The sequence below is a fragment of the Haloarcula sp. CBA1127 genome, from assembly GCF_001485575.1.
GTDB lineage: Archaea > Halobacteriota > Halobacteria > Halobacteriales > Haloarculaceae > Haloarcula.
Map to the genome: position 1 here is coordinate 138777 of NZ_BCNB01000006.1, position 19086 is coordinate 157862.

The 19086-nt window shown below is 64.7% G+C and carries 19 protein-coding genes; 7 read left to right on the forward strand and 12 right to left on the reverse strand.

From position 1 onward, the window contains the following. Positions 1-16 precede the first annotated feature (16 nt). Both pepF and truA read right to left on the reverse strand, forming a co-directional pair. A complete protein-coding gene (gene pepF, locus AV059_RS05350) occupies positions 17-1807 on the reverse strand; it encodes an oligoendopeptidase F (RefSeq protein WP_058992821.1) in 1791 nt (596 codons plus the stop codon). A gap of 45 nt (positions 1808-1852) precedes the next feature. Continuing rightward, positions 1853-2680, reverse strand: a complete 828-nt coding sequence (gene truA, locus AV059_RS05355; RefSeq protein WP_058992823.1) for a tRNA pseudouridine(38-40) synthase TruA — start codon at positions 2678-2680, stop codon at positions 1853-1855. 95 nt (positions 2681-2775) lie between these two features. Here truA and AV059_RS05360 point away from each other — a divergent pair, with 95 nt between their 5' ends. Further along, positions 2776-3282, forward strand: a complete 507-nt coding sequence (locus tag AV059_RS05360; RefSeq protein WP_058992825.1) for a GNAT family N-acetyltransferase — start codon at positions 2776-2778, stop codon at positions 3280-3282. Between the two features lie 68 nt (positions 3283-3350). Here AV059_RS05360 and AV059_RS05365 read toward each other — a convergent pair whose 3' ends face one another. Both AV059_RS05365 and hisS read right to left on the reverse strand, forming a co-directional pair. Further along, complete coding sequence (locus AV059_RS05365) at positions 3351-3773, reverse strand: SHOCT domain-containing protein (RefSeq protein ID WP_058992827.1); 423 nt, start codon at positions 3771-3773, stop codon at positions 3351-3353. 61 nt (positions 3774-3834) lie between these two features. Continuing rightward, positions 3835-5142 (reverse strand): histidine--tRNA ligase, encoded by a 1308-nt coding sequence (gene hisS / locus AV059_RS05370; protein WP_058992829.1) that lies wholly within the window; start codon positions 5140-5142, stop codon positions 3835-3837. Between the two features lie 255 nt (positions 5143-5397). Here hisS and AV059_RS05375 point away from each other — a divergent pair, with 255 nt between their 5' ends. Beyond that, the gene (locus AV059_RS05375) at positions 5398-6063 is read left to right on the forward strand and encodes an ATPase domain-containing protein (protein WP_058992831.1); all 666 of its coding nucleotides are present in this window, start codon (positions 5398-5400) and stop codon (positions 6061-6063) included. 38 nt (positions 6064-6101) lie between these two features. Here AV059_RS05375 and AV059_RS05380 read toward each other — a convergent pair whose 3' ends face one another. The 4 genes from AV059_RS05380 to AV059_RS05395 all read right to left on the reverse strand — a co-directional run bounded on the left by AV059_RS05380 (position 6102) and on the right by AV059_RS05395 (position 8765). Continuing rightward, a complete protein-coding gene (locus tag AV059_RS05380; RefSeq protein WP_058992833.1) occupies positions 6102-6719 on the reverse strand; it encodes a tRNA (5-methylaminomethyl-2-thiouridylate)-methyltransferase in 618 nt (205 codons plus the stop codon). After that, entirely contained in the window at positions 6720-7064 is a 345-nt protein-coding gene (locus AV059_RS05385) for a DNA-binding protein (RefSeq protein ID WP_058992835.1), read from the reverse strand. An 87-nt stretch (positions 7065-7151) separates the two neighbouring features. After that, positions 7152-7613 carry a 30S ribosomal protein S19e gene (locus AV059_RS05390; protein WP_058992837.1) on the reverse strand — a complete coding sequence of 154 codons (462 nt, stop codon included), beginning with the start codon at positions 7611-7613 and terminating at the stop codon, positions 7152-7154. Between the two features lie 117 nt (positions 7614-7730). Beyond that, positions 7731-8765 (reverse strand): lysylphosphatidylglycerol synthase transmembrane domain-containing protein, encoded by a 1035-nt coding sequence (locus AV059_RS05395; protein WP_058992838.1) that lies wholly within the window; start codon positions 8763-8765, stop codon positions 7731-7733. A 96-nt stretch (positions 8766-8861) separates the two neighbouring features. Here AV059_RS05395 and thiL point away from each other — a divergent pair, with 96 nt between their 5' ends. Then, the gene (gene thiL / locus AV059_RS05400; RefSeq protein WP_058992841.1) at positions 8862-9728 is read left to right on the forward strand and encodes a thiamine-phosphate kinase; all 867 of its coding nucleotides are present in this window, start codon (positions 8862-8864) and stop codon (positions 9726-9728) included. A gap of 28 nt (positions 9729-9756) precedes the next feature. Here the strand turns inward: thiL and AV059_RS05405 are convergent, their stop codons facing one another. Both AV059_RS05405 and AV059_RS05410 read right to left on the reverse strand, forming a co-directional pair. Then, positions 9757-11007, reverse strand: coding sequence for a site-2 protease family protein (locus AV059_RS05405; RefSeq protein ID WP_058992844.1), 1251 nt, complete (start codon positions 11005-11007; stop codon positions 9757-9759). Positions 11008-11102: 95 nt separating this feature from the next. After that, a complete protein-coding gene (locus tag AV059_RS05410; protein ID WP_004518404.1) occupies positions 11103-11351 on the reverse strand; it encodes a hypothetical protein in 249 nt (82 codons plus the stop codon). Between the two features lie 420 nt (positions 11352-11771). On the opposite strand from AV059_RS05410, the gene pyrH reads away from it, so the two are divergent. Together pyrH and lysS are read left to right on the forward strand one after the other, a co-directional pair. After that, positions 11772-12458 carry a UMP kinase gene (gene pyrH / locus AV059_RS05415; protein WP_058992847.1) on the forward strand — a complete coding sequence of 229 codons (687 nt, stop codon included), beginning with the start codon at positions 11772-11774 and terminating at the stop codon, positions 12456-12458. Next, positions 12459-14096, forward strand: coding sequence for a lysine--tRNA ligase (lysS, locus tag AV059_RS05420; protein ID WP_058992849.1), 1638 nt, complete (start codon positions 12459-12461; stop codon positions 14094-14096). It abuts the gene before it with no gap. 52 nt (positions 14097-14148) lie between these two features. Here lysS and AV059_RS22280 read toward each other — a convergent pair whose 3' ends face one another. Continuing rightward, positions 14149-14325 carry a hypothetical protein gene (locus AV059_RS22280; protein ID WP_195156624.1) on the reverse strand — a complete coding sequence of 59 codons (177 nt, stop codon included), beginning with the start codon at positions 14323-14325 and terminating at the stop codon, positions 14149-14151. A 62-nt stretch (positions 14326-14387) separates the two neighbouring features. Next, entirely contained in the window at positions 14388-15284 is an 897-nt protein-coding gene (locus tag AV059_RS05425) for a universal stress protein (protein WP_058992851.1), read from the reverse strand. A 103-nt stretch (positions 15285-15387) separates the two neighbouring features. Between AV059_RS05425 and AV059_RS05430 the strand changes: the two genes are divergently transcribed. Both AV059_RS05430 and argS read left to right on the forward strand, forming a co-directional pair. Continuing rightward, positions 15388-17154, forward strand: a complete 1767-nt coding sequence (locus AV059_RS05430) for a site-2 protease family protein (RefSeq protein WP_058992853.1) — start codon at positions 15388-15390, stop codon at positions 17152-17154. A 130-nt stretch (positions 17155-17284) separates the two neighbouring features. Further along, positions 17285-19024, forward strand: coding sequence for an arginine--tRNA ligase (gene argS, locus AV059_RS05435; RefSeq protein ID WP_058992855.1), 1740 nt, complete (start codon positions 17285-17287; stop codon positions 19022-19024). The last annotated feature ends 62 nt before the right edge of the window (positions 19025-19086 follow it).

Here is a 19086-nt window from a genome sequence, read left to right on the forward strand (position 1 = left end):
ATAGCTACTGGCCACCCTACAACAGCTCGGCGAACTCGTCGAGGTAGTCGCTATACGTCGAGAGCGCGGACTCGACGGGGTCCGGACTGGCCATGTCGACGCCGGCGTCACGAAGCAGTTCCAGCGGGTACTGCCGCGACCCGCTCCGGAGGAAGTCGATATACCGCTGGGCAGCGGGCTCGCCTTCCTCGAGGATGCCGTCGACGAGCGCGACAGCCGCCGAGATGCCGGTCGCGTACTGGTAAACGTAGAACGCCCGGTAGAAGTGTGGGATGCGCATCCACTCGCGGGCGATGCGGTCGTCGAGCATCGCCGGCTCGTAGTAGTCGCCTTTCAGCTCCCGGTAGAGGTCGTCAAGCCGGTCGGGGGTCAGCGGCTCGCCGGCCTCGGACATCTCGTGAGTGCGGTGCTCGAACTCGGCGAACATCGTCTGCCGATAGAGGGTGGAGCGGAACCGTTCGAGGTACTCGTTGAGGATGTGCCGGCGCAGGGTGGCGTCCTCGACGGTGTCAATCAGGTGGTGGGTCAACAGCGTCTCGTTGACGGTGCTCGCGACCTCGGCGACGAAGATCTCGTAGCCGGAGTAGACGAAGGGCTGCTCCTCGCTGGTGTACTCCGAGTGCATCGAGTGGCCGAGTTCATGCGCCAGCGTGTACATCGACTCCACGTCGTCCTGATAGTTCATCAGGATGAACGGCTGAGAATCGTAGGTGCCGCCGGAGTACGCGCCGGACTGCTTGTGCTCGGTCTCGTAGACATCGACCCACCGCGAGTCCAGTCCCTCGGCGAGCCGGGACTGGTAATCATCGCCCAGCGGTGCGACAGCCTCGGTGACGTACTCACAGGCCTGTTCGTACTCGATTTCGGGCGATTCCTCCTGAACGAGTGGGGTGTAAAGGTCCCACATTCGGAGTTCGTCGGCCCCGATTGACTGGCGTTTGAGGTCGGCGTGGCGGTGAAGCGTATCGAGGTTGTCGTGGACGGTGTCGACGAGCGTGTCGTACACCTCGACAGGGACGTTCGGGCCGTCCAGTGCTGCCTCGCGAGCGGTGTCGTAGTTGCGCGCGTTCGCCATCTTCACATCCGTCTTGACGGCGTTCTTGTAGGCCGTCCCGACAGCGTTGCGGACGGTCTCCCACTCGTCGTAGAACGCCTCGTAGACGCGCTGGCGGAAGTCGCGGTCGGGGTGTTTCTGTAGCGTCGTGAAGTTGTTGAGCGTGATCGGCTGCTGGTCGCCGTCGGGGTCCTCGACGGTCGGGAACGTCATGTCGGCGTTGGCCAGCATATTGTACACCTCACCGGGCGCGCCGGTGACCTCGCCGAGTTCGGCCAGCAGGTTCTCGACTTCGGCCGAGCGGGTGTGGTCTTTCATCCGGAGCACGTCGTCGAAGTAGTGCTCGTACGGTTCCAGCGCCGGCTCCTCGTCGATCATCGCCTCGATATCGTCGTACTCTAGGTCCTGCAGTTCCGGGTCGAGGAACGAGGCCGCCGAACTGGCCTCAGACGAGAGGGACTGCGAGCGGGCAGTCAGCGCCTGATAGGTGTCGTCCGTCGTGTCCTCGTCCCGGCGGCACCGGGCGTAGGCCGCGACGTTCGAGACGGTCCGCATCAGTTCCTCGTATGTCTCCAGCGTCGCAAGCAGGGTGGCGGCGTCCTCGGTGGCCCGTCCCTCGTAGGCGGACAGATCCTCGATTAGCGCCTCCGCCTCCTCGTAGGCGGCTTCCCAGTCCTCGTCGCTGGCGTAGAGGGAGTCGAGGTCCCACTTGTACGCTTCATCGATGTCGCTCCGTGCGGGTACCGAACTCATAGCCCGCTTTTGGGACGGGGCCGAAGTAAGCCTTCGTTTCGGGAACTACAGCCCGTCGGTGATGTGGCCGGCAACCCGTGCAGTCGCGCAGGCATTCGCGCGCCGGTGTGCAAAGACCGTTCGGGCGTCAGCCACGGCGTCCTCGTCGCGGGTGAAGGCCACGTCCGGGTATCGAACATCAGTCAGTACCAGCGGTTCGGGTGGAGCCGGCGGAACCCCGTCGGGCCCGCTGATAGGTTCCGGCGAGAGAATGCGGTCAACCTTCGATGGCGGGGCCGATCCGTCCGCGACGGCCGCCGCGAGCGAGACGAGCCGGCGAACCAGCTGGCGGCAAAACCCACCGGCCGTGAACCGAACGATGAGGAACTGGCCATCCCGTGTCCAGTCGATACTGACGGTTCGCTCAGTGCCGGTGTCGTCGGACGTGAGGTTGTGGAAGTCGTGGGCACCGGCGAGCGCGTCGACAGCGTCGGCCCACCGCCCGTCGTCGACCGGTTCGTGTCCGGGTCGGTCCGCGTCCGACGGCGCGTACAGGTAGTAGGTGTACGTGCGCTGGGTGGCGTCGTGGGTCGCGTGGAAGTCCTCGGGGACATCAGCGCTTGCCCACACCCGAATGTCGTCCGGGAGTTCGCCGTTGAACGCCACCGGTGAGAGCCACGCGGGCGCGTCGAAGGCGACGGTCTGTGCCCGCGCAGAGACGCCGGCATCAGTCCGGCCGGCGGCCGCGTACCGGTCAGGGAGCCCCTCACCGCGCTCACAGACACCGAGGCGAACGAGCGCCGAGCGCAGTCGCCCCTCGACGGTGTCGACGTCGGGCTGGCGCTGGAACCCGTGATACGGTTGGCCGTCGTAGGCCACGCGGTAGGCGCGCATACCGATTTGTCGACTGCGAGCCACTTGTCTCACCCGAATCTCAGTCGCTGGGAAGGATAGACGAACTTAGGCGTCCTGAGGACAAAGACGGGGGTATGTCCAACGCCGCCGCGGCGGATCACAACTTCCCTCGCCCGCCCGAAACGTTCACCGACCACGACGGGCGGACGGTAACAATCGAGGCCTATGACGGCGACATCGACCCACTGGTGGAGATGTATGCTGACTTCGGGACCGACTCCCGGTCACAGGGTGTCCCACCCCGGACTGAAGCGGACATCCGCGACTGGCTGCCGAACCTTGTCGAAGACGGCCTGAACGTCGTTGTCTGGCACGAGGATCGAGCCGTCGGCCACTCCGTCCTCGTCCCGTATCAGGACACATCGGAGCTGGCGATTTTCGTCCACCCGGACTACCAGCACGCCGGCATCGGCTCACAGCTCATCCGCGTCTTGCTTGGCTACGGGCAGGAAAACGGGCTCGACCGCGTCTGGCTTTCGGTCTCGAACACGAACCACGTCGCCCGGGCACTGTACGAATCAGTCGGCTTCGAGACGATTGCCAAAGAGCGCGTGGAAATGGAGATGGAACGGGCGCTCTGACCGGACCGCCTCGCGGACGGCCTCACGCAGGGATAGTGGTCACGCGGGAGTAGCGTCTGGACTCCGTCTCATTCAGTTTCGAGGCTGATTTCTCTGTCAGCCTCACCGACCGTCTCCTCTGTTTCACTGTTTGCTGAGAGTGATTCGGTTTCCAACAGTCGGTCCAGTCGCCGCTCGAACTCGCTGTCCGTCAGTTCACCGCGGGCGTACCGCTCTCGGAGTTGGTCGACCGGGTCTACCGTCGGTTCCGAAGCCGTGGCCATGTCAGCTTCGTCCGACTCCGGCTCGGCCGCCGGCGATTCAATCATCGGCAGTTTCGATCCCAGCAGGGCGACAAGCGGGGCCAGGATGAACCAGCCGAGGATGATAAATACTGGAGCAAGCACGTTTCCGAGGCCGGCCGCACCTGCGAGCATGGCAAAGCCCATCGACAGTATCGCGATGGTTGCGACGAGCTTCCACCTCGGGAGGGCGATGGAGGGGAGCTGCATGTCGACTACTCAACACGCTGGTCGCAAAAAGTTACTGTCACAATCCGACCGCTATGTCGCGCTACTCCGCGAAGTCCTCAAACGTCGGCCGGTCGTGGTCGCCCGGGAACTCGGAGAGCGGGACGCTGACCTGTTCGCCGTCGTCCATCTCTTTGAGCGTCACCTCGTCGTTTTCGAGGTCCTGCTCGCCGACGATAACGACCGTCTCAGCGTTGATGCCGTCGGCGTACCCCATCTGCGCGCCGAAAGACCGGTCGGCAACGTCGCTCTCAACGACGTGGCCCCGCTCGCGCAGGTCACGGGCGATGCGGGCCGCGGTCGGGCGCGTGTCGCCGACCTGCAGGACGTAGTAGTCCGTCGACAGCTCCTCGGCGGGCCAGACGCCGGCGCGCTGACAGAGGAGTTGGAGCGTGGCGTGTCCGGGCGCGAACCCGACGGCCGGCGTCGGCTGGCCGCCGAAGCCCTCGATGAGGTCGTCGTAGCGGCCGCCACCGAACACCGAGCGGGACACCTCGCCCGTCGAGTCGAAGCACTCGAAGACGACGCCGGTGTAGTAGTCCAGCCCGCGTGCGGTCGTCAGTGAGACGGTGAGGTGCTCGCGGACGCCGAAGTCCTCGGCCGCATCGAGCACTGCCTGAAGATTGTCGGTCGCCGCGCGGACATCCTCGGAGCCGGTGAGGTCCGCGAGCGTTTCGATTTCCGCGGCGTCGATCTGCAGCATCTCGTCGAACGTGTCGGCCTGGCCGTAGTTGAGCCCCGCTTCGACGAGCGCGTCGAGGTACTCGTCGTGGTCGACCTTCGCCCGCTTGTCGACCGCGCGAATCGCCTCGGGCACGTCCACATCGGCCTCGAAGGACTCCAGCACGCCCGAGAGGATATCCCGATGCGAGACGCGGATTTCGAAGTCCTCACCCGTCAGACCGAGGTCGGTGAGCATATCCACGGCGACGGCCAGAATCTCGGCGTCGGCCGTCGGCTCCGCCGACCCGAAGATGTCGACGTTGGTCTGGTAGAACTCGCGGAACCGCCCCTGCTGGGGCTCCTCGTAGCGCCAGAACGGTCGCGTCGACACCCACTTGATCGGTTTCGAGAGTTCCTGTTGCTTGGCGACAAACATCCGCGCGACGGTCGGCGTTAGCTCCGGCGTGAGTGCGACCTCGCGCCCGCCCTTGTCCTCGAAGCTGTACAGTTCCTCGACGATTTCCTCGCCGCTCTTGTCGACGTACATCTCGGTCGGCTCGATGGCCGGCGTGCCGATCTCTCGGAAGCCATAGCGCTGTGCAACGTCTTCCAGCGTGTCCATGGCCCACCGCCGAGCCTGCATCTCCTCGGGGTAGAAATCACGAAAGCCCTTGACGGAGTCGTACATACCCGCGTCTACAGCGAGGGCGCGCTTGAACCTGTTCGTTCACGCTGACCAGACCCACGAACCATGGGCCGGTACCGCCCGGTAGAGACTCGCTAAAATGCGCCCACTGCTGCGTTTGCTGGCGATCTACCGATGACAGGCGGGCGTGGCCAGCGTCCGCTGGCGGTAAGCGGACTAGAGGCTGACTATGTGGGGAACGGCTCGTGTTAGAGAGGGGACAACAAAGATGCGCTCGTCCGAGGGTGGCCGTATGGGATGGGCAGTGAATCGGTGGACGCCGCACGGGGTGAGACAGTGACACAGCGATTCGAGACGGGTGTTCGAGCACTCGACCGGAAGCTTGACGGCGGCATTCCGACTGGAAGCCTCGTCACGCTGCTCGCCGAACCGGCGAGCCAGGCGGAGCTGTTTCTCTCCAAGTTCGTCGCCCGGCAGGAGACGGTGTATCTTTCCGGCGAACAGGCACTGACGGCGGTCACGTCGGCGCTGCGGTCCCAGCAAGGGACCTACGACGACCTCGCAGTCAGCCAACTGGATCGCGAGGCTCCGGTCAGCGATGCGCTCGCCCACGTCGAGGGGCTCAGTGAGGGATCGCTCCTCGTCGTCGACCCGGTCGAACCGCTCGAACGCGCAAATAAGGGAGAGTTTCGGGCCTTCCTCGAAACGCTGCAGGCCAGACTCACACAGACCGATAGCGTCGCGGTCCTGTACACGCTCAAACACGACAGTACGCCGTCGCAACGACACCGAACGGAGTACACGAGCGACGTCGTGCTCGACCTCGAAACGACGCGACGCGACGACGCTATCGAAAACAGGCTCTTCGTCCCGAAGGTCCGCGGCGGCCGCGCGCTCACCGAACCAATCTGCCTCGACCTCACCGACCGCATCAGCGTTGACACCACCCGGGATATTGCTTAGACCGACGGACACACGCGCAGGACTCGAACCGCCAGCGGCTACCGCAGGCCCTGCACGCGGGACTGCGTGTGCTCGGGGAACACGTCGGCCACGGCACCCTCGCCGTAGCGCTCCCGCAGGAGTGCGCGGAGTTCGACTTCGTAGTCGGCCTTCGGAATCTCGGCGCTGGGACCGCTCTCGACGACGAGTCGGTCGGCGGCCATCGCGTCGATAGCGCCGCGGCCGATGCCCGCAAGCGGCGCGAGGTAGTCCACGTCGAAACGGTCCTCGATGCTCTGGGCGGGCGGGCGGTCCACTGTCGGCACCCGGTCATCGCGCCGGGTGCCGTCAGCCACGGCGTCGAGTGTGTCGATACCATCAGCATCGGCGACCCAGTCACCGCGGGCGACGGTTTCGACGGCGTGCTCGTGGACCTGCTGGATGCCGTTTCGCGGGTAGCCGTCGTCGTGCATCTGCTCGACGGCGTCGTGGGCCACGTCCGGGTCCAGGTCAACCGTCACGTGATCGAAGCCGACAGCTGTTGCGCTCTCCTGTGCAGGGTCGGTGTCACAGACGCCAAAAGAGCCGCTGACGAGCGTCACGTTGTAAAAGGGGTCGAGCAAGAGCGCTGCCAGCGTCGAGTCCTTTCCGCCGCTGTACAACAGGGCACAGTCCATCTACCGGCGCTTGATGTCGAAGCTCTTGGAGTCGGGGGTCAGCTCCGAGAGGAGTTCCTTCATCTGATCCTCGTCGATCTGGCCCTGCACGCGGCCGCTCTGGGCCAGCGCGACGACCTGCTGTTCGATCTGTTCGCCGACCTGCGGTTTCGACATCTTGACCGTGTTGAGCCGCTTGCGTGCGCCGTCGGTGAGGTTCTGCTTGAGGACTGCCTGCTTCTGGGCGTCAGCCTGCTGCTTGGCCGCTTCTTGCGCCTCGCCCTCGCCGCCCTGCTGTTCCTTGAGCTGCTCCATCTTCTTTTTCCGGAGCTCTTCGAGTTCCTCCTCGCTGGGGTCGCCACTCATAGTTGTATGGAAGTACTGGAGTCGGTCGGAAAACGATTTCGGAGCAGGGGCTACGGGCCAGCTAAAAAACAGCGAGAAAGGCGTCAGTTACGCGTAGCGTTCGAGTTCCGGACGGTCGAGTTCCGTCAGGAGGTCGCCTGCGGTGTCATCAAGGAGACTGCGGCCCTCGCCAGTGATACGGCGGCCGTCGTTCTCGCTGGTCTCGACGTAGCCGGCGTCTTCGAGCTGCTGGAGCGCCGTCCGGATGATGTTGCCCGAGCCCTTGGTCTTCTGGTGCGGGCGGACGCGGTAGCGGGTCGTCCCCTGCTTCGAGGTACCGTACTCGGAGCGGAGGGCGTTGACGCCGACAGGACCGTCGACGGCGACCTTTCGGAGGAGGCTGGCTGCGCGCCGCGTCCAGAAGTCCTCCTGCTCAGGTGGGAGTTCGCGGTCGACACCGGTCTTGGTGAACTCGGCCCAGTCCGGCGCTTCGATGTCGTCTTCGTCTGCGAGCGTCTCCGTGAGTGCCTCGATGAGTTCCTCGGGGGGAACGTCGTAGAGTGTAGCCATTGCAGATTTCTTTCCGTCGCCGTCATTTAAACGCGTCGTTCGCAGTCGGCGGGCGTGAACCGTTCACTCGCCCGTAGGGCAGCGATGACGCCACCCGCCTACAGTTGTGAGCGGGACTCACTCCTCGGGCGATGCGGCCCGGTCGACACTGAGCGCAGCGGCGACGCCGCCGCCGATAACCGTTGGCAACAGGTAGCTCCCGACGCGGTGGATCAGCACCGCAGAGGTGGCGAGGGCGGCCGAAACCGGGGCCGTCGAGACCAGCAGCGTCACGAGCACCGTTTCGATAGCGCCGGACCCGCCGGGAAGCGGGACGACGCTGGCGATGCTCCCAACAGGGACGACAAGCAGGACAACTTCGACCGGTACTGGTGCCCCAACGGCGTACAGCGACGTCCACAGCGATGCCGACAGGCAGATCCAGCCAACGGCCGAGAGCCCGAAGGTCTGGAGGACCGTCCGCCGGTCGGTCGCGATGCGTTCGATGGCCGAAAAGAACCCCTCAATTCGTGCCTCGATGTTGGCCGCGGATGGGGGTGACCACCGTGGCACGACATTCGACAGCCCTGCGAGGGCCGGTGAGACACCGCGAATGACCAGCGCTTGCACCCGATCCCGGTGTCGCCAGCCCAGGACAGCTGCAGTGGGGATGCCGACCGCGAGCACCGCGACTGCTCCGGCGGCAAACGCCAGATTCCGAGTTAGCTGGACCGCGCCGGCAGCGACGAAGGTGAAGCCGATGACGGCATACCCGACCGACGGCAGGAAGTGGACTGTGTCGACGGTGGCGATAGCCGCCAGCCCGGTCTCGTACTCGGTGTCGGCAGCCGTCGATATCAACAGCGCGCTCACGGGCTCGCCGCCGGCCTGGCCAAAGGGCGTGACGTTGTTCGAGAACACGGCGGCGACGAACACGAGAACCGCAGTGTGTGGCGCCACCGGTGCGCCCAGCGCTTGGAGAACCGTCCACAGCGCTAGTCCCCACGAGACAAGCCACAGTATGGCGATGCCTGCGACGGCGAGAAGCGCCCCTGGGTCCGCCGTCGCAAGCGCGTCCAGCGTCTCGTCGACGCCGACAAGCCACACCAGCCCCGCGAGGACGGCGAGCGCGGCCGCGAACCCGACGACCGTCGCCATCCGGTTCCCATCCATGTGGATGGGATTGGCAGTCTCAGGTTTCAACCCACCGACCCTGTCCCGCCAGCGGATATCCGCGGGGGTTTTGCCTCGGGGACCTGACGACGGAGTATGGACGAGCGGGCCGCACTCGCTGACCTCGCCGACCGGCTTCCCGACGTGGGCGACGACTGCGCCATCGTGGACGGCCAGGTCATTACGACCGATATGCTCCACGAGCGGACGGACTTCCCGACGGGGACGACCCGCTACACGGCCGGCTGGCGGGCCGTCGCCGCCTCGCTGTCGGACGTAGCGGCGATGGGGGCCGACGCAACCGCGGCGGTGGCCGCGTACGGCGCGCCATCGTTCGAGGCGGACGAACTCGCGGCGTTCATCGACGGCGCACAGGATGTGTGTCACGCTGTCGGTTCGGAGTACGTCGGCGGGGACCTGGACAGCCACGACGAGTTCACCGTCGCGACGACGGCCATCGGCTCCGCGGCTGACCCGGTCCGGCGTTCTGGCGCGACACCCGGAGACGCGGTCTGTGTCACCGGAACGCTCGGCCGGTCGGCCGCCGCTCTCGAACTGTTCGACCGAGGCGACACCGGCCGGGCGAACAAGCTATTCCAGTTTGAGCCTCGCGTCCGCGCGGGCGTCGCGCTCCGACCACACGCGACAGCGATGATGGATTCAAGCGACGGCCTAGCCCGCTCGCTGCACCAGCTGGCTGCGGCCAGCGGCTGTGGCTTCGCTGTCGAGGAGCCACTGCCGATAGACGCACAAGTCGACGCGCTCGCGGAGACGGAACGGGAGCGCAGAGAGCTGGGCGTGTTCTTCGGTGAGGACTTCGAGCTGGTGTGTACGCTGCCTGAATCCGACGTGCTCGAAGCCAGAGAGGCCACGCCGTGCCCGCTCCACCGGATCGGAACGGTCACCGAGGACGGCGTGACGCTCAATGGCGAGCCGCTTCCGGACCGAGGGTACTCACACTGAGAACGGCCACAGCGACACCACCTGACAGTTAGACCGCGCTGATCTCGAACGGAACCGGCGTGAAACAGGCCAGTCCCAACAGGAACGTAAACAGGCCAAGCAGCGCTCGCCGCCGGTCCAGCGTCGCGTCCACGGTCGGGCGGGCCGGACCGGCGTACGCGAGCCCGGTGGCGAACAGGCCCCAGAACACCCACAGGCCCCAGACGCCGAAGCCGACCGGCGGCGGGTCGCGAGTGAAATACAGGTAGCCGGCGAGTGCGAACAGTGCGCCGGGCACCGCGGCGGCGATGGTTTCCTGACGCCGTCCAACAATGGACCGCACGATGTGGCCGCCGTCGAGTTGCCCCACTGGAAGCAGATTCAGGAACGTGAAGAACATCCCGGCCCAGCCGGCAAACACGATGGGGTGGACTGACTCGCCGGGGCCGACCTCGGTTCCGAGCCCCAGCGCGTTCACCAGCGCTTCCAGCGCCTGGAACAGGAGCGGATAGTTGAACGTGATGATGACGCCGGTGTCGCTGTTTGCCACGCGTTCCGGGACCGTAATCGGGTCTATCGAGAGGCCGATGACCGTGACGATGGTCGTCGCGACGAGTCCGGCGAGCGGGCCGGCGACGCCGATGTCAAACAGTGCCGTCCGGTCGGGGATGCGCCCGCGGATGTTGATGACCGCCCCCATCGTCCCCAGGTACGACGGAAACGGGATGAAATACGGGAGCGTCACGTCGACGCCGTGATAGCGAGCCGCGGCGTAGTGACCCAGTTCGTGGATGCCGAGCACGCCGAGCATCGCGACCACGAACGGCCAGGCTTCGAACACGCGAAGCGGGTCCTCGGCGACCGGAATATAGTACCAAGCGCTCGCGCCGACGTAGAGCGTCGATGCGATAGTTGCGAACAGGAGCCCGATGTTGAGCCACGGGATACCGCCGGTGCCCGTGTCGGCGGGCTCCGCGACCAGTGCGTACTGGTTCGGGCGCGCGTTCAACACACCACCGGAGGCGGTAATCGAGTCATCAACGCCCGGACCGCCGACAACAGTAGTGCCACCGTTGCTTGCAGCGGCAGCCGAATCGACTGATCCGGGACCAAGTTCTTCGAGTCGAACGTCGTAGCCCCGCTGTCGAAACACCGGCTTGAGTTGCTCAACGGCGGCGTCTGGGGGCACTAGCGGGTCACCGATATACTGGACAGTGCCGTCCGTCCGCCGCACTGACGAGACGGAGAACACGCCGGCCAGTCGGTCAGGCGACGGCGGGTCCGCGGCGGAGCCACTCATCGACTACTCGTAAACGATGCGGGCACAAATACTCCGCGAACGATCACACAGCTAGCAGGTACTCCGTCCGAAAACTGTACGCGGGGACCAGTCGCCTACGCCGGCTCAATACGCCAGGTGGTCGCGCTCGTGTACGACCACTTCTCGACATTGATCTCGGACGCGCTGTCCTTGAGCTTGACCATCAGGGCACCGATCTCTTTGGGGGAGAGACCGACTTCGTCAGCGATGAACTTGCTCTTGAAATACATCTCGCCGTCACTGGCCTTCTCTGCGAGGAACGACTTCAGTCGCTCTTCTTTGGAGGGCTCTTCCTCGCCGGAGGGCGTTGCGGTAGCGCTCATCTTTGTCACCTCACTTCCTCGTAACCCCGCCGAGAGTATATAAAGGAAGGAACCTTCAGGTCACTTCGGTCACTTTCAGGACAAATCGAGCTAAAACGCATTTTTTACAACCGTTTCAGATTTCTTTAGACGTTTTACAAAGCTTTCTTAGGCAATGGATGGGCACTTATTCCGTGGTGTTTTGAACGGTCTGTGAAAGAGAGATATCACCCTCTGGGAAGGGTAATAAACGGCATATTTCGCCGGTAGAGTGTCAGAACCGTCAGACGTGCGTCAGCACGTCGGGCACACGTCATACAGACATTCCCACCGGTACGCGACCGACAGCAGTCACTGTGGGGACCAGAAAGGGCGGACTAGAGAGACAGCAGTCAGTGGCCTTGACAACCCTTAAGAGTGCATCGCGGTTACGGCGGGCTAATGAAAGTCGTCGTCTCCATTGGCGGAAGCGTACTGGCCCCGGACCTCGACGCGGACCGGGTCGCCGACTACGCCGACGCCATCCAGTCACTCGATGCACAGGGACATACACTCGGGACCGTTGTCGGCGGTGGCCCGACAGCACGTGATTACATCGGCAGCGCTCGGGATCTGGGCGCGAACGAGATCGAACTCGACCAGCTCGGCATCGCCGTCACGCGGCTGAACGGCCGACTGCTGATCGCCGCCCTAGACGACCGCGCCGCGCCGACGCCCGCCGAGAGCTACGACGAGGGACGAGAAGCCATCCGTCGTGGGGACATCCCCGTCCTCGGGGGCATCGTCGCCGCACAGACCACCGACGCCGTGGCGGCCGCCTTCGCTGAGTACGTGGGCGCGGACCTGCTCGTGTACGCGACATCCGTTCCGGGCGTCTACGACGCTGACCCGAACGAGGACGACGACGCGACGCGGTTCGACGAACTCGGCGCGGACGAACTCGTCGACGTGATCGCCGACATCGAGATGGACGCCGGCAGCAGCGCACCGGTCGACCTGCTAGCCGCGAAAATCATCCAGCGGTCCGGCATCCGGACGATGGTGCTCGACGGCACTGATCCCGAACGTGTCGTGCGCGCAGTCGAAGACGGCGAGTTCGACGGGTCCGAAATCCTTCCGGAGGCATAGATGGCGGAAGACCCCTACGAGGTCGGCCGCGGCGGTTCCCGGGCGTTCTGGGCCGACTCCGTCGCCGACGCCATCGAGGCACGAGACCCCGACGAGCCAATCGTCATCAAGGGCGGCGTTTCCCCGTCGGGCGTCCCCCACATCGGCCACTTCAACGAGATTATGCGGGGCTACTACGTCGCCGAGGCCCTGCGGGACCGCGGTCACGAGGTCCGACAGGTGTTCACCGCCGACGACAAGGACCGACTTCGGGCGGTCCCCCGCCAGCTTGCCGACCTCGACTGGAACATCGTCGGCCTCGGGGAGGTCGACGCCGGCGCGCTCGGGCGGAACCTCGGGAAGCCGTACACCGATATCCCGGACCCCTTCGGCTGCTGTGATTCCTACGGCGCCCACTTCACGACGCTCCTGCAGAAAAGCGCCGAACTGGTCGGTGTCGACGTGGAGTTCGTCTCTAACACCGAACTGTACGCTGACGGCGAGTTCGAAGCAGTCACGCGCCGCGTGCTCGAACGGGCCGACCGGGCCCGCGACGTGCTCGCCGAGTACCAGAACAAGGTCGACGACGACTACGTCCCGTTCCTGCCACAGTGTGCAGAGTGCGGGAAAATAACCGAAGGCGTCACCGCGGTCGACCTCGACGCCGGCGAAGTCGAATACGTCTGTGAGGACGTCGAAGCCGGCGACCAGACCATCGAAGGCTGTGGCCACGAGGGAACGGCGACGCTCCGGGACGGAAAGCTCCCGTGGCGGTTCGAATGGCCCGGTCAGTGGGAGATTCTGGGCGTTGACTTCGAGCCGTTCGGCAAGGACCACGCCGAGGGCTCTTGGCCATCGGGTGAGGATGTTGCCGAGAACGTGCTGGACATCCAGCCGCCGGTCCCGATGGTGTACGAGTGGTTCACACTCGACGGCGAGCCGCTCTCCTCGTCGTCGGGCAACGTCATCACCGTCGACGAGGTGCTCGACATCCTCGAACCGGAGGTGTTCAAGTACTTCTTCGTGAAAGACCCGCGGAAACAGCGGGACTTCTCCGTCGAGAACATCGACCAGCTTGTCGACGAGTTCGACCGGTTCGAACGGCGATATTTCGAAGAAATCGAGGCCAGCGAGGACGACGCCGAACTTGCGGAGCGGGCCTACCCGATGGTCGTAGACGAACCGCGTGAACAGCGGGTTCGGATCCCCTACACGTTCGCAGCCGTGCTCGGGATGACTGACGACCCGGAACAGCGGGAGCAGATCGCCCGGAAAGAGGGCCACATCCCTGACGACGCACCGGAGTGGGCCGTCGAGCAGGCGCTCGCCCGCGTCGAGCGCGCCCAGGAGTGGGCCAGCCTGACGAACAACGAGTTCAACTACGAACTCAAGCGCGCCGAGATTCCCGACGTGTCCTTCGACGACGAGACGGCGGCCGCGCTGGACGAACTGGCCGATCTCATCGCCGAGGGCCACGACGGCGAGGCGATTCAGGCCGAAATCTACGAGACGGCGAAGCGAAACGACATCGACATCAGCGAGTTCTTCTCGGCCGGCTACCAGCTGCTGTTCGACGACACCGAAGGCCCACAGCTCGGGACGTTCATCGCTAAGCTTGATCGGGAGTTCGTCGTGGAGCGGTTCCGCCGGAACGAGTAGTCCGTGGTAGGCGGGTCCTACCTGTCCGTAACAGCCTGTTCAGGGAATTCTTTCAGGGTGACTGTTCCTGCGTGTCGACCCGCTCGAACATCGGTCCGAGCTGCTCGTCGTAGCAGTCCTGGCAGACGTACGCATCGATGACCCCCGTCTCGCTGTGAGTGTGAATCATCGCGTGAACCGTGGCGTCAAACGGAACGGTTTCGCCACAGATACCGCAGGTTTCTGTCATTGTCCGGCACCGTCTTGCGGTATGTTCCCACTATACATAGAACGGGTGGTTCGTCCACCCGCTCAGGTCGAACGGGGCGTCACTAGCACGGGGACATCGATAGTTCGGAGCAACTGTGACGTAACGCTGCCGAGCAGCTGGCGTTTCAGGTTCGAGCGGCCGTGTGACGCCATCACGACGAGGTCGATATTCCGGTCGGAGACATACTCTTGAATGCCGGCGGCGACGCCATCGAGCGAGGTCGTCTGTTCCACGGCAGTTTGGACTGATACGTCCGGAGCTATCTGTCCGAGTTCGTCGGCGGTTGCTGCGACGGCGTCACGTCCGTTGTCTTCCAGTCGTTCGATGAACGCCTCGTTCAGGCCACCAGCGTTGAACGCGCCGCCGGCGGCTTGGATATCGACGACATTGAGGACGTGGACCGCCGCGTCGTACCGGTCTGCTACCGCTGCGCCGTGTCGCGTCGCCGTTTCGGCGTTCGCGCTGCCGTCAGTCGGGAGGAGTATCTGCGAGTAATCGAATTCATCCCTTTTCGCCTGTGTCCCGTCCGAAACGACGAGTACAGGCACCGTAGTTCGGTGCAAGATCTGTTCAGTGACCCCACCGAGGAGTCGCTTCCCGAGACCGGTCATCCCCTGTCGGCCAAGGACGATGAGCCCTGCGTCGGTTTCGCGGGCGTACTCGTCGATCTGCACACTCGGTTTTCCTTCCAGCAATTCCGTCGTGACGGGCTGGCCGGCGTCGGTGGCGAGCGATTCTATCTCCGCGAGGACCGACTCGCCGTGTTCCCGGAGACGCCCGCTCTCGCGGTCCGTTCGCGTGAGCCTGCGTGCTCGCTGGTCGACGACGTGAACCACCTCGGCAGTCGCGTCGAAGTCCTTAGCCAGTGCGAGGCCGCGCCGTGCGGCCGCCGTGGATTCGTCGCTCCCGTCGACGGGAATGAGAACGTGGTCGTACATTGTGTGGTCGTTTGCGGCGGGGTCACTTCACCGTTGGCTGCTGTGGGCCAGCAGTGTGTCCCAAACCAAACCCTCTTGCTTGGCTACGCCTAGTTTCGGATAAATGGTGAGTACGCTGACGTGGGTCCTCGCGGGCCTTGTCGCCTACACCCTCCTCGCGATGGCGCTACGGACCCGCGGCGTTGTCCCCGAGTATATTCGTTTTAGCGGCCCGATTACGACGATTCACACACAGAAGGGCAAAGCTGTGCTCGACTGGCTCGCACGGCCAAAGCGGTTCTGGCGGGCCTGGGGGAACCTCGGCGTCGGGTTCGGCCTCGTCGTGATGGTCGGCTCGTTCCTCCTCGTTGCGCTCGGAGCCTACCAGGCGCTCGTCAACCCACAGCCGTCCGCACTGAACGAACCGCGGAACGCGCTGGCGATTCCCGGCGTCAACGACTTCCTCCCGCTGTCGGTCGCACCCGAAATCGTGCTCGGGTTGTTGCTCGGCCTCGTCGTCCACGAGGGCGGCCACGGGCTCTTCTGTCGCGTCGAGGACATCGACATCGAGTCGATGGGGCTTGCCTTGCTGGCGATCATCCCGATCGGAGCGTTCGTCGAACCCGACGAAGACGAACTGCTCCGTACCGACCGCGGCTCCCAGACCCGAATGTACACGGCTGGCGTGACGAACAACTTCGCACTCGCTATCATCACGCTCCTGTTGCTGTTTGGACCGGTCGCCGGCGCTGTCGCCGTCGTCGACGGCGTGCCGGTCGGGAGCCCCATCAACGGAACCCCCGCCGCCGATGCGGGTATCGAGTCGGGTGATGTCATCACGGCGGTCAACGGCCAGTCGGTCGAGAACCAGCAGGCACTCGAATCAGTGCTCGCCGAAAGCGACGCACAGACTGTCGAAGTGGCGCGCAAGGATGCCGACACCGTCACCGTCGAACGGTCCGTCGTCATCTCTGCGGCCCTCCAGAGCGCGTCACTTGGAACCGGGGAGACGATTGTCTCTGTCAACGGGACCGCAGTAGCGACCCGAAGTGAATTCGAACAGGCGGCCCAAGACCACCCCGTAGCGACGCTCGAAACGGAGTCTGGGGAGACAGTCACGACCCCGCTCGGCGCGTACGTGCTGGTCGCTGAAGACGGCCCGCTCGCCGGAGAGGGGGCACCGAGCGGCGAGAGCATGATTATCACCGAAGTCAACGGGGAGCGCACGCACAGCGGGGCGGCACTGATACAGACGCTTGAAGGCGGTGAACCCGGTGATGAGGTGACCGTCACCGGCTACGCCGACGGCTCACGCGAGACCTACGAAGTGACGATGGCCGAAAGTGAGCAGGTCGACAACGGCATCATCGGCGTCAGCATCCAGCAGGGTATCAGTGGCATTCAGGTCAGTGACTTCGGTATCGACGCTTACCCCGCAGCCGCGTTCCTCGAATTCATCGGCGGCTCGCCGGACGCACCCACGTCAGTCTCCGAGTTCTCGTTCGCCCAGCGGATTTTCAGCACGCTCTTGCTCCCGTTCATCGGCGTCGCCGGCGGCTTCGGCTATAACTTTGCCGGCTTCACTGGCATTGCGACGAACTTCTACACCGTCCAGGGCCCGCTCGGGGCGCTCGGAGCGACGCCGGTGTTCCTGCTCGCGAACGTCCTGTTCTGGACCGGCTGGATCAACCTCGTCATCGGCCAGTTCAACCTCATCCCGACGTTCCCGCTTGATGGCGGACACATCCTGCGGGCGTCGACCGAATCGTTCGTTTCGCGGCTGCCCGTCTCGGACGGGCGACGGGTGACGACGGCCGTCTCGATCGCGATTACGGTATCGATGATTAGCGGCCTCCTGTTGATGGTGTTCGGCCCGCGGCTCCTGACCTGAGGCGAACTGCTGTCCCTGTTTCTTGCAGAGACCCACTGGCGGCGGTTGATGTGGACATGACATACAGGAGTCCATCTGTGGCGGTCGGGGTTTCGTTACCCATTTACTCTCCGCCGCGAAATCCGGGCGTATGTTCCTGCAGCTCCGTGCGGAGGTTGAGGACGCCCTCGCCGACGCACTCACAACCCTCGACCTGCCGGCCGAGGACCTCGGTATCGAGGAGCCACCGGAGGACGTCGACGCCGTGCTGGCGTCGAGCGTCGCCTTCCGGCTGGCCGGCGAGGCCGGTACTGCGCCACCAAACGTCGCTGGCGACATCGCCGATGCGATCGACACCGACGACCTCACCTACGTCAGCGACGTGACGACACAGGGGCCGTACGTCAATTTCCTTCCGAGCGAAGCGTACTTCGCTGAAACTCTGCAGTCGGTCACGGAGAGTGAGTTCGGGCGGCTTCCCGACCGCGACACCAGCGTCGTCGTCGAGCACACGTCTGCGAATCCGACCGGCCCGGTCCACGTCGGACGAGCGCGCAACCCCATCATCGGTGACGCCGTCGCTCGCGTACTTGACTACGCCGGTTACGACGTCGACCGCCACTACTACGTCAACGACGCGGGCCGACAGATTGCGGTGTTCACCTGGGCGTACGAGACCTTTGACGAGGATGACCTGCCCGAACCTGAGCGGGAGTCCCCGGAGTACGAGATGGTCCGGTACTACCGCAAGGGCAACACCGTTCTCGAAGAGGGCGACCCCGACGAAGTCGAGGCGGCGGAGGCCGAGGTCCAGTCAATCTTGCAGGGCCTCGAAGACGGCGACGAGGCGACGTACGAACGCGTCGCCGAGGTCGTCGATACCGTGCTGGGCGGGATGCAGAACACACTCGGTCGCCTCCCGGCGGAGTTCGACGAGTTCGTCAAGGAGACGAAGTTCATGCGCAACGGCGACACGGACGATCTGGTCGACCGGCTGAAGGCCCTCGACTGCGCCGTCTACGAGGAGGATGCCTGGCAGCTGGACCTGCCCGATTTCGAGAAGAACCTCGTGTTCCTTCGTTCGGATGGCACGTCGCTGTACACCACCCGCGACCTGGCCCACCACGAGTGGAAGTTCGACACCTACGACCGCGCCGTCACAGTGCTGGGCGAGGACCACAAGCTACAGGCCGACCAGCTCTCAGCAGCGCTCGAACTGCTCGACAACGACACCGACCAGCTCCGGCAGGTGTTTTACTCCTGGGTGAACCTCCCAGAGGGCGGGATGAGCACGCGCGAGGGGACCGGCATCGACCTCGACGACCTGCTGGATGAAGCTATCGACCGCGCACGCGAGGAAGTCGAGTCGAGACTCGACGACCGGACCCGCGGCGACCTCGACGAGGACGACATCGACCGCATCGCCCGTCAGGTCGGTATCGGGGCGGTGCGCTACGATATCGTCTCGAAACAGCCGACCAAGGGCATCACCTTCGAATGGGACCGCGCGCTGGACTTCGAGGCCCAGTCCGCGCCCTATGTTCAGTACGTCCACGCGCGTTGCTGTGGCATTCTAGGCGACGTGGAAACCGACATCCCTGACAAACCCGACCTCGACCCGCTATCGGAACCGGAGGAGCGCGCCCTGCTCCGCGAACTGGCCCGGTTCCCCGCTGTCATCGAGGCAGCCGCAGACGACCTGACACCCCACACCGTCGCCACCTACACCCGCGACCTCGCCGAGACGTTCAACGCCTTCTACCGGGAATGTCCGGTTCTCGATGCCGACCCAGAGACCCGCGCTGCGCGGCTGGCGCTCGTCGACGGGACCAGAACTGCGATTGCGAACGCGCTGGACGCGCTGGGCGTCGAAGCACCGACCTCGATGTAGGTGCAGCCCGTTTCGGGTATCCGGTGTGACAAGCGACAAGTAGAGAACCGGTCCGGCTGGCC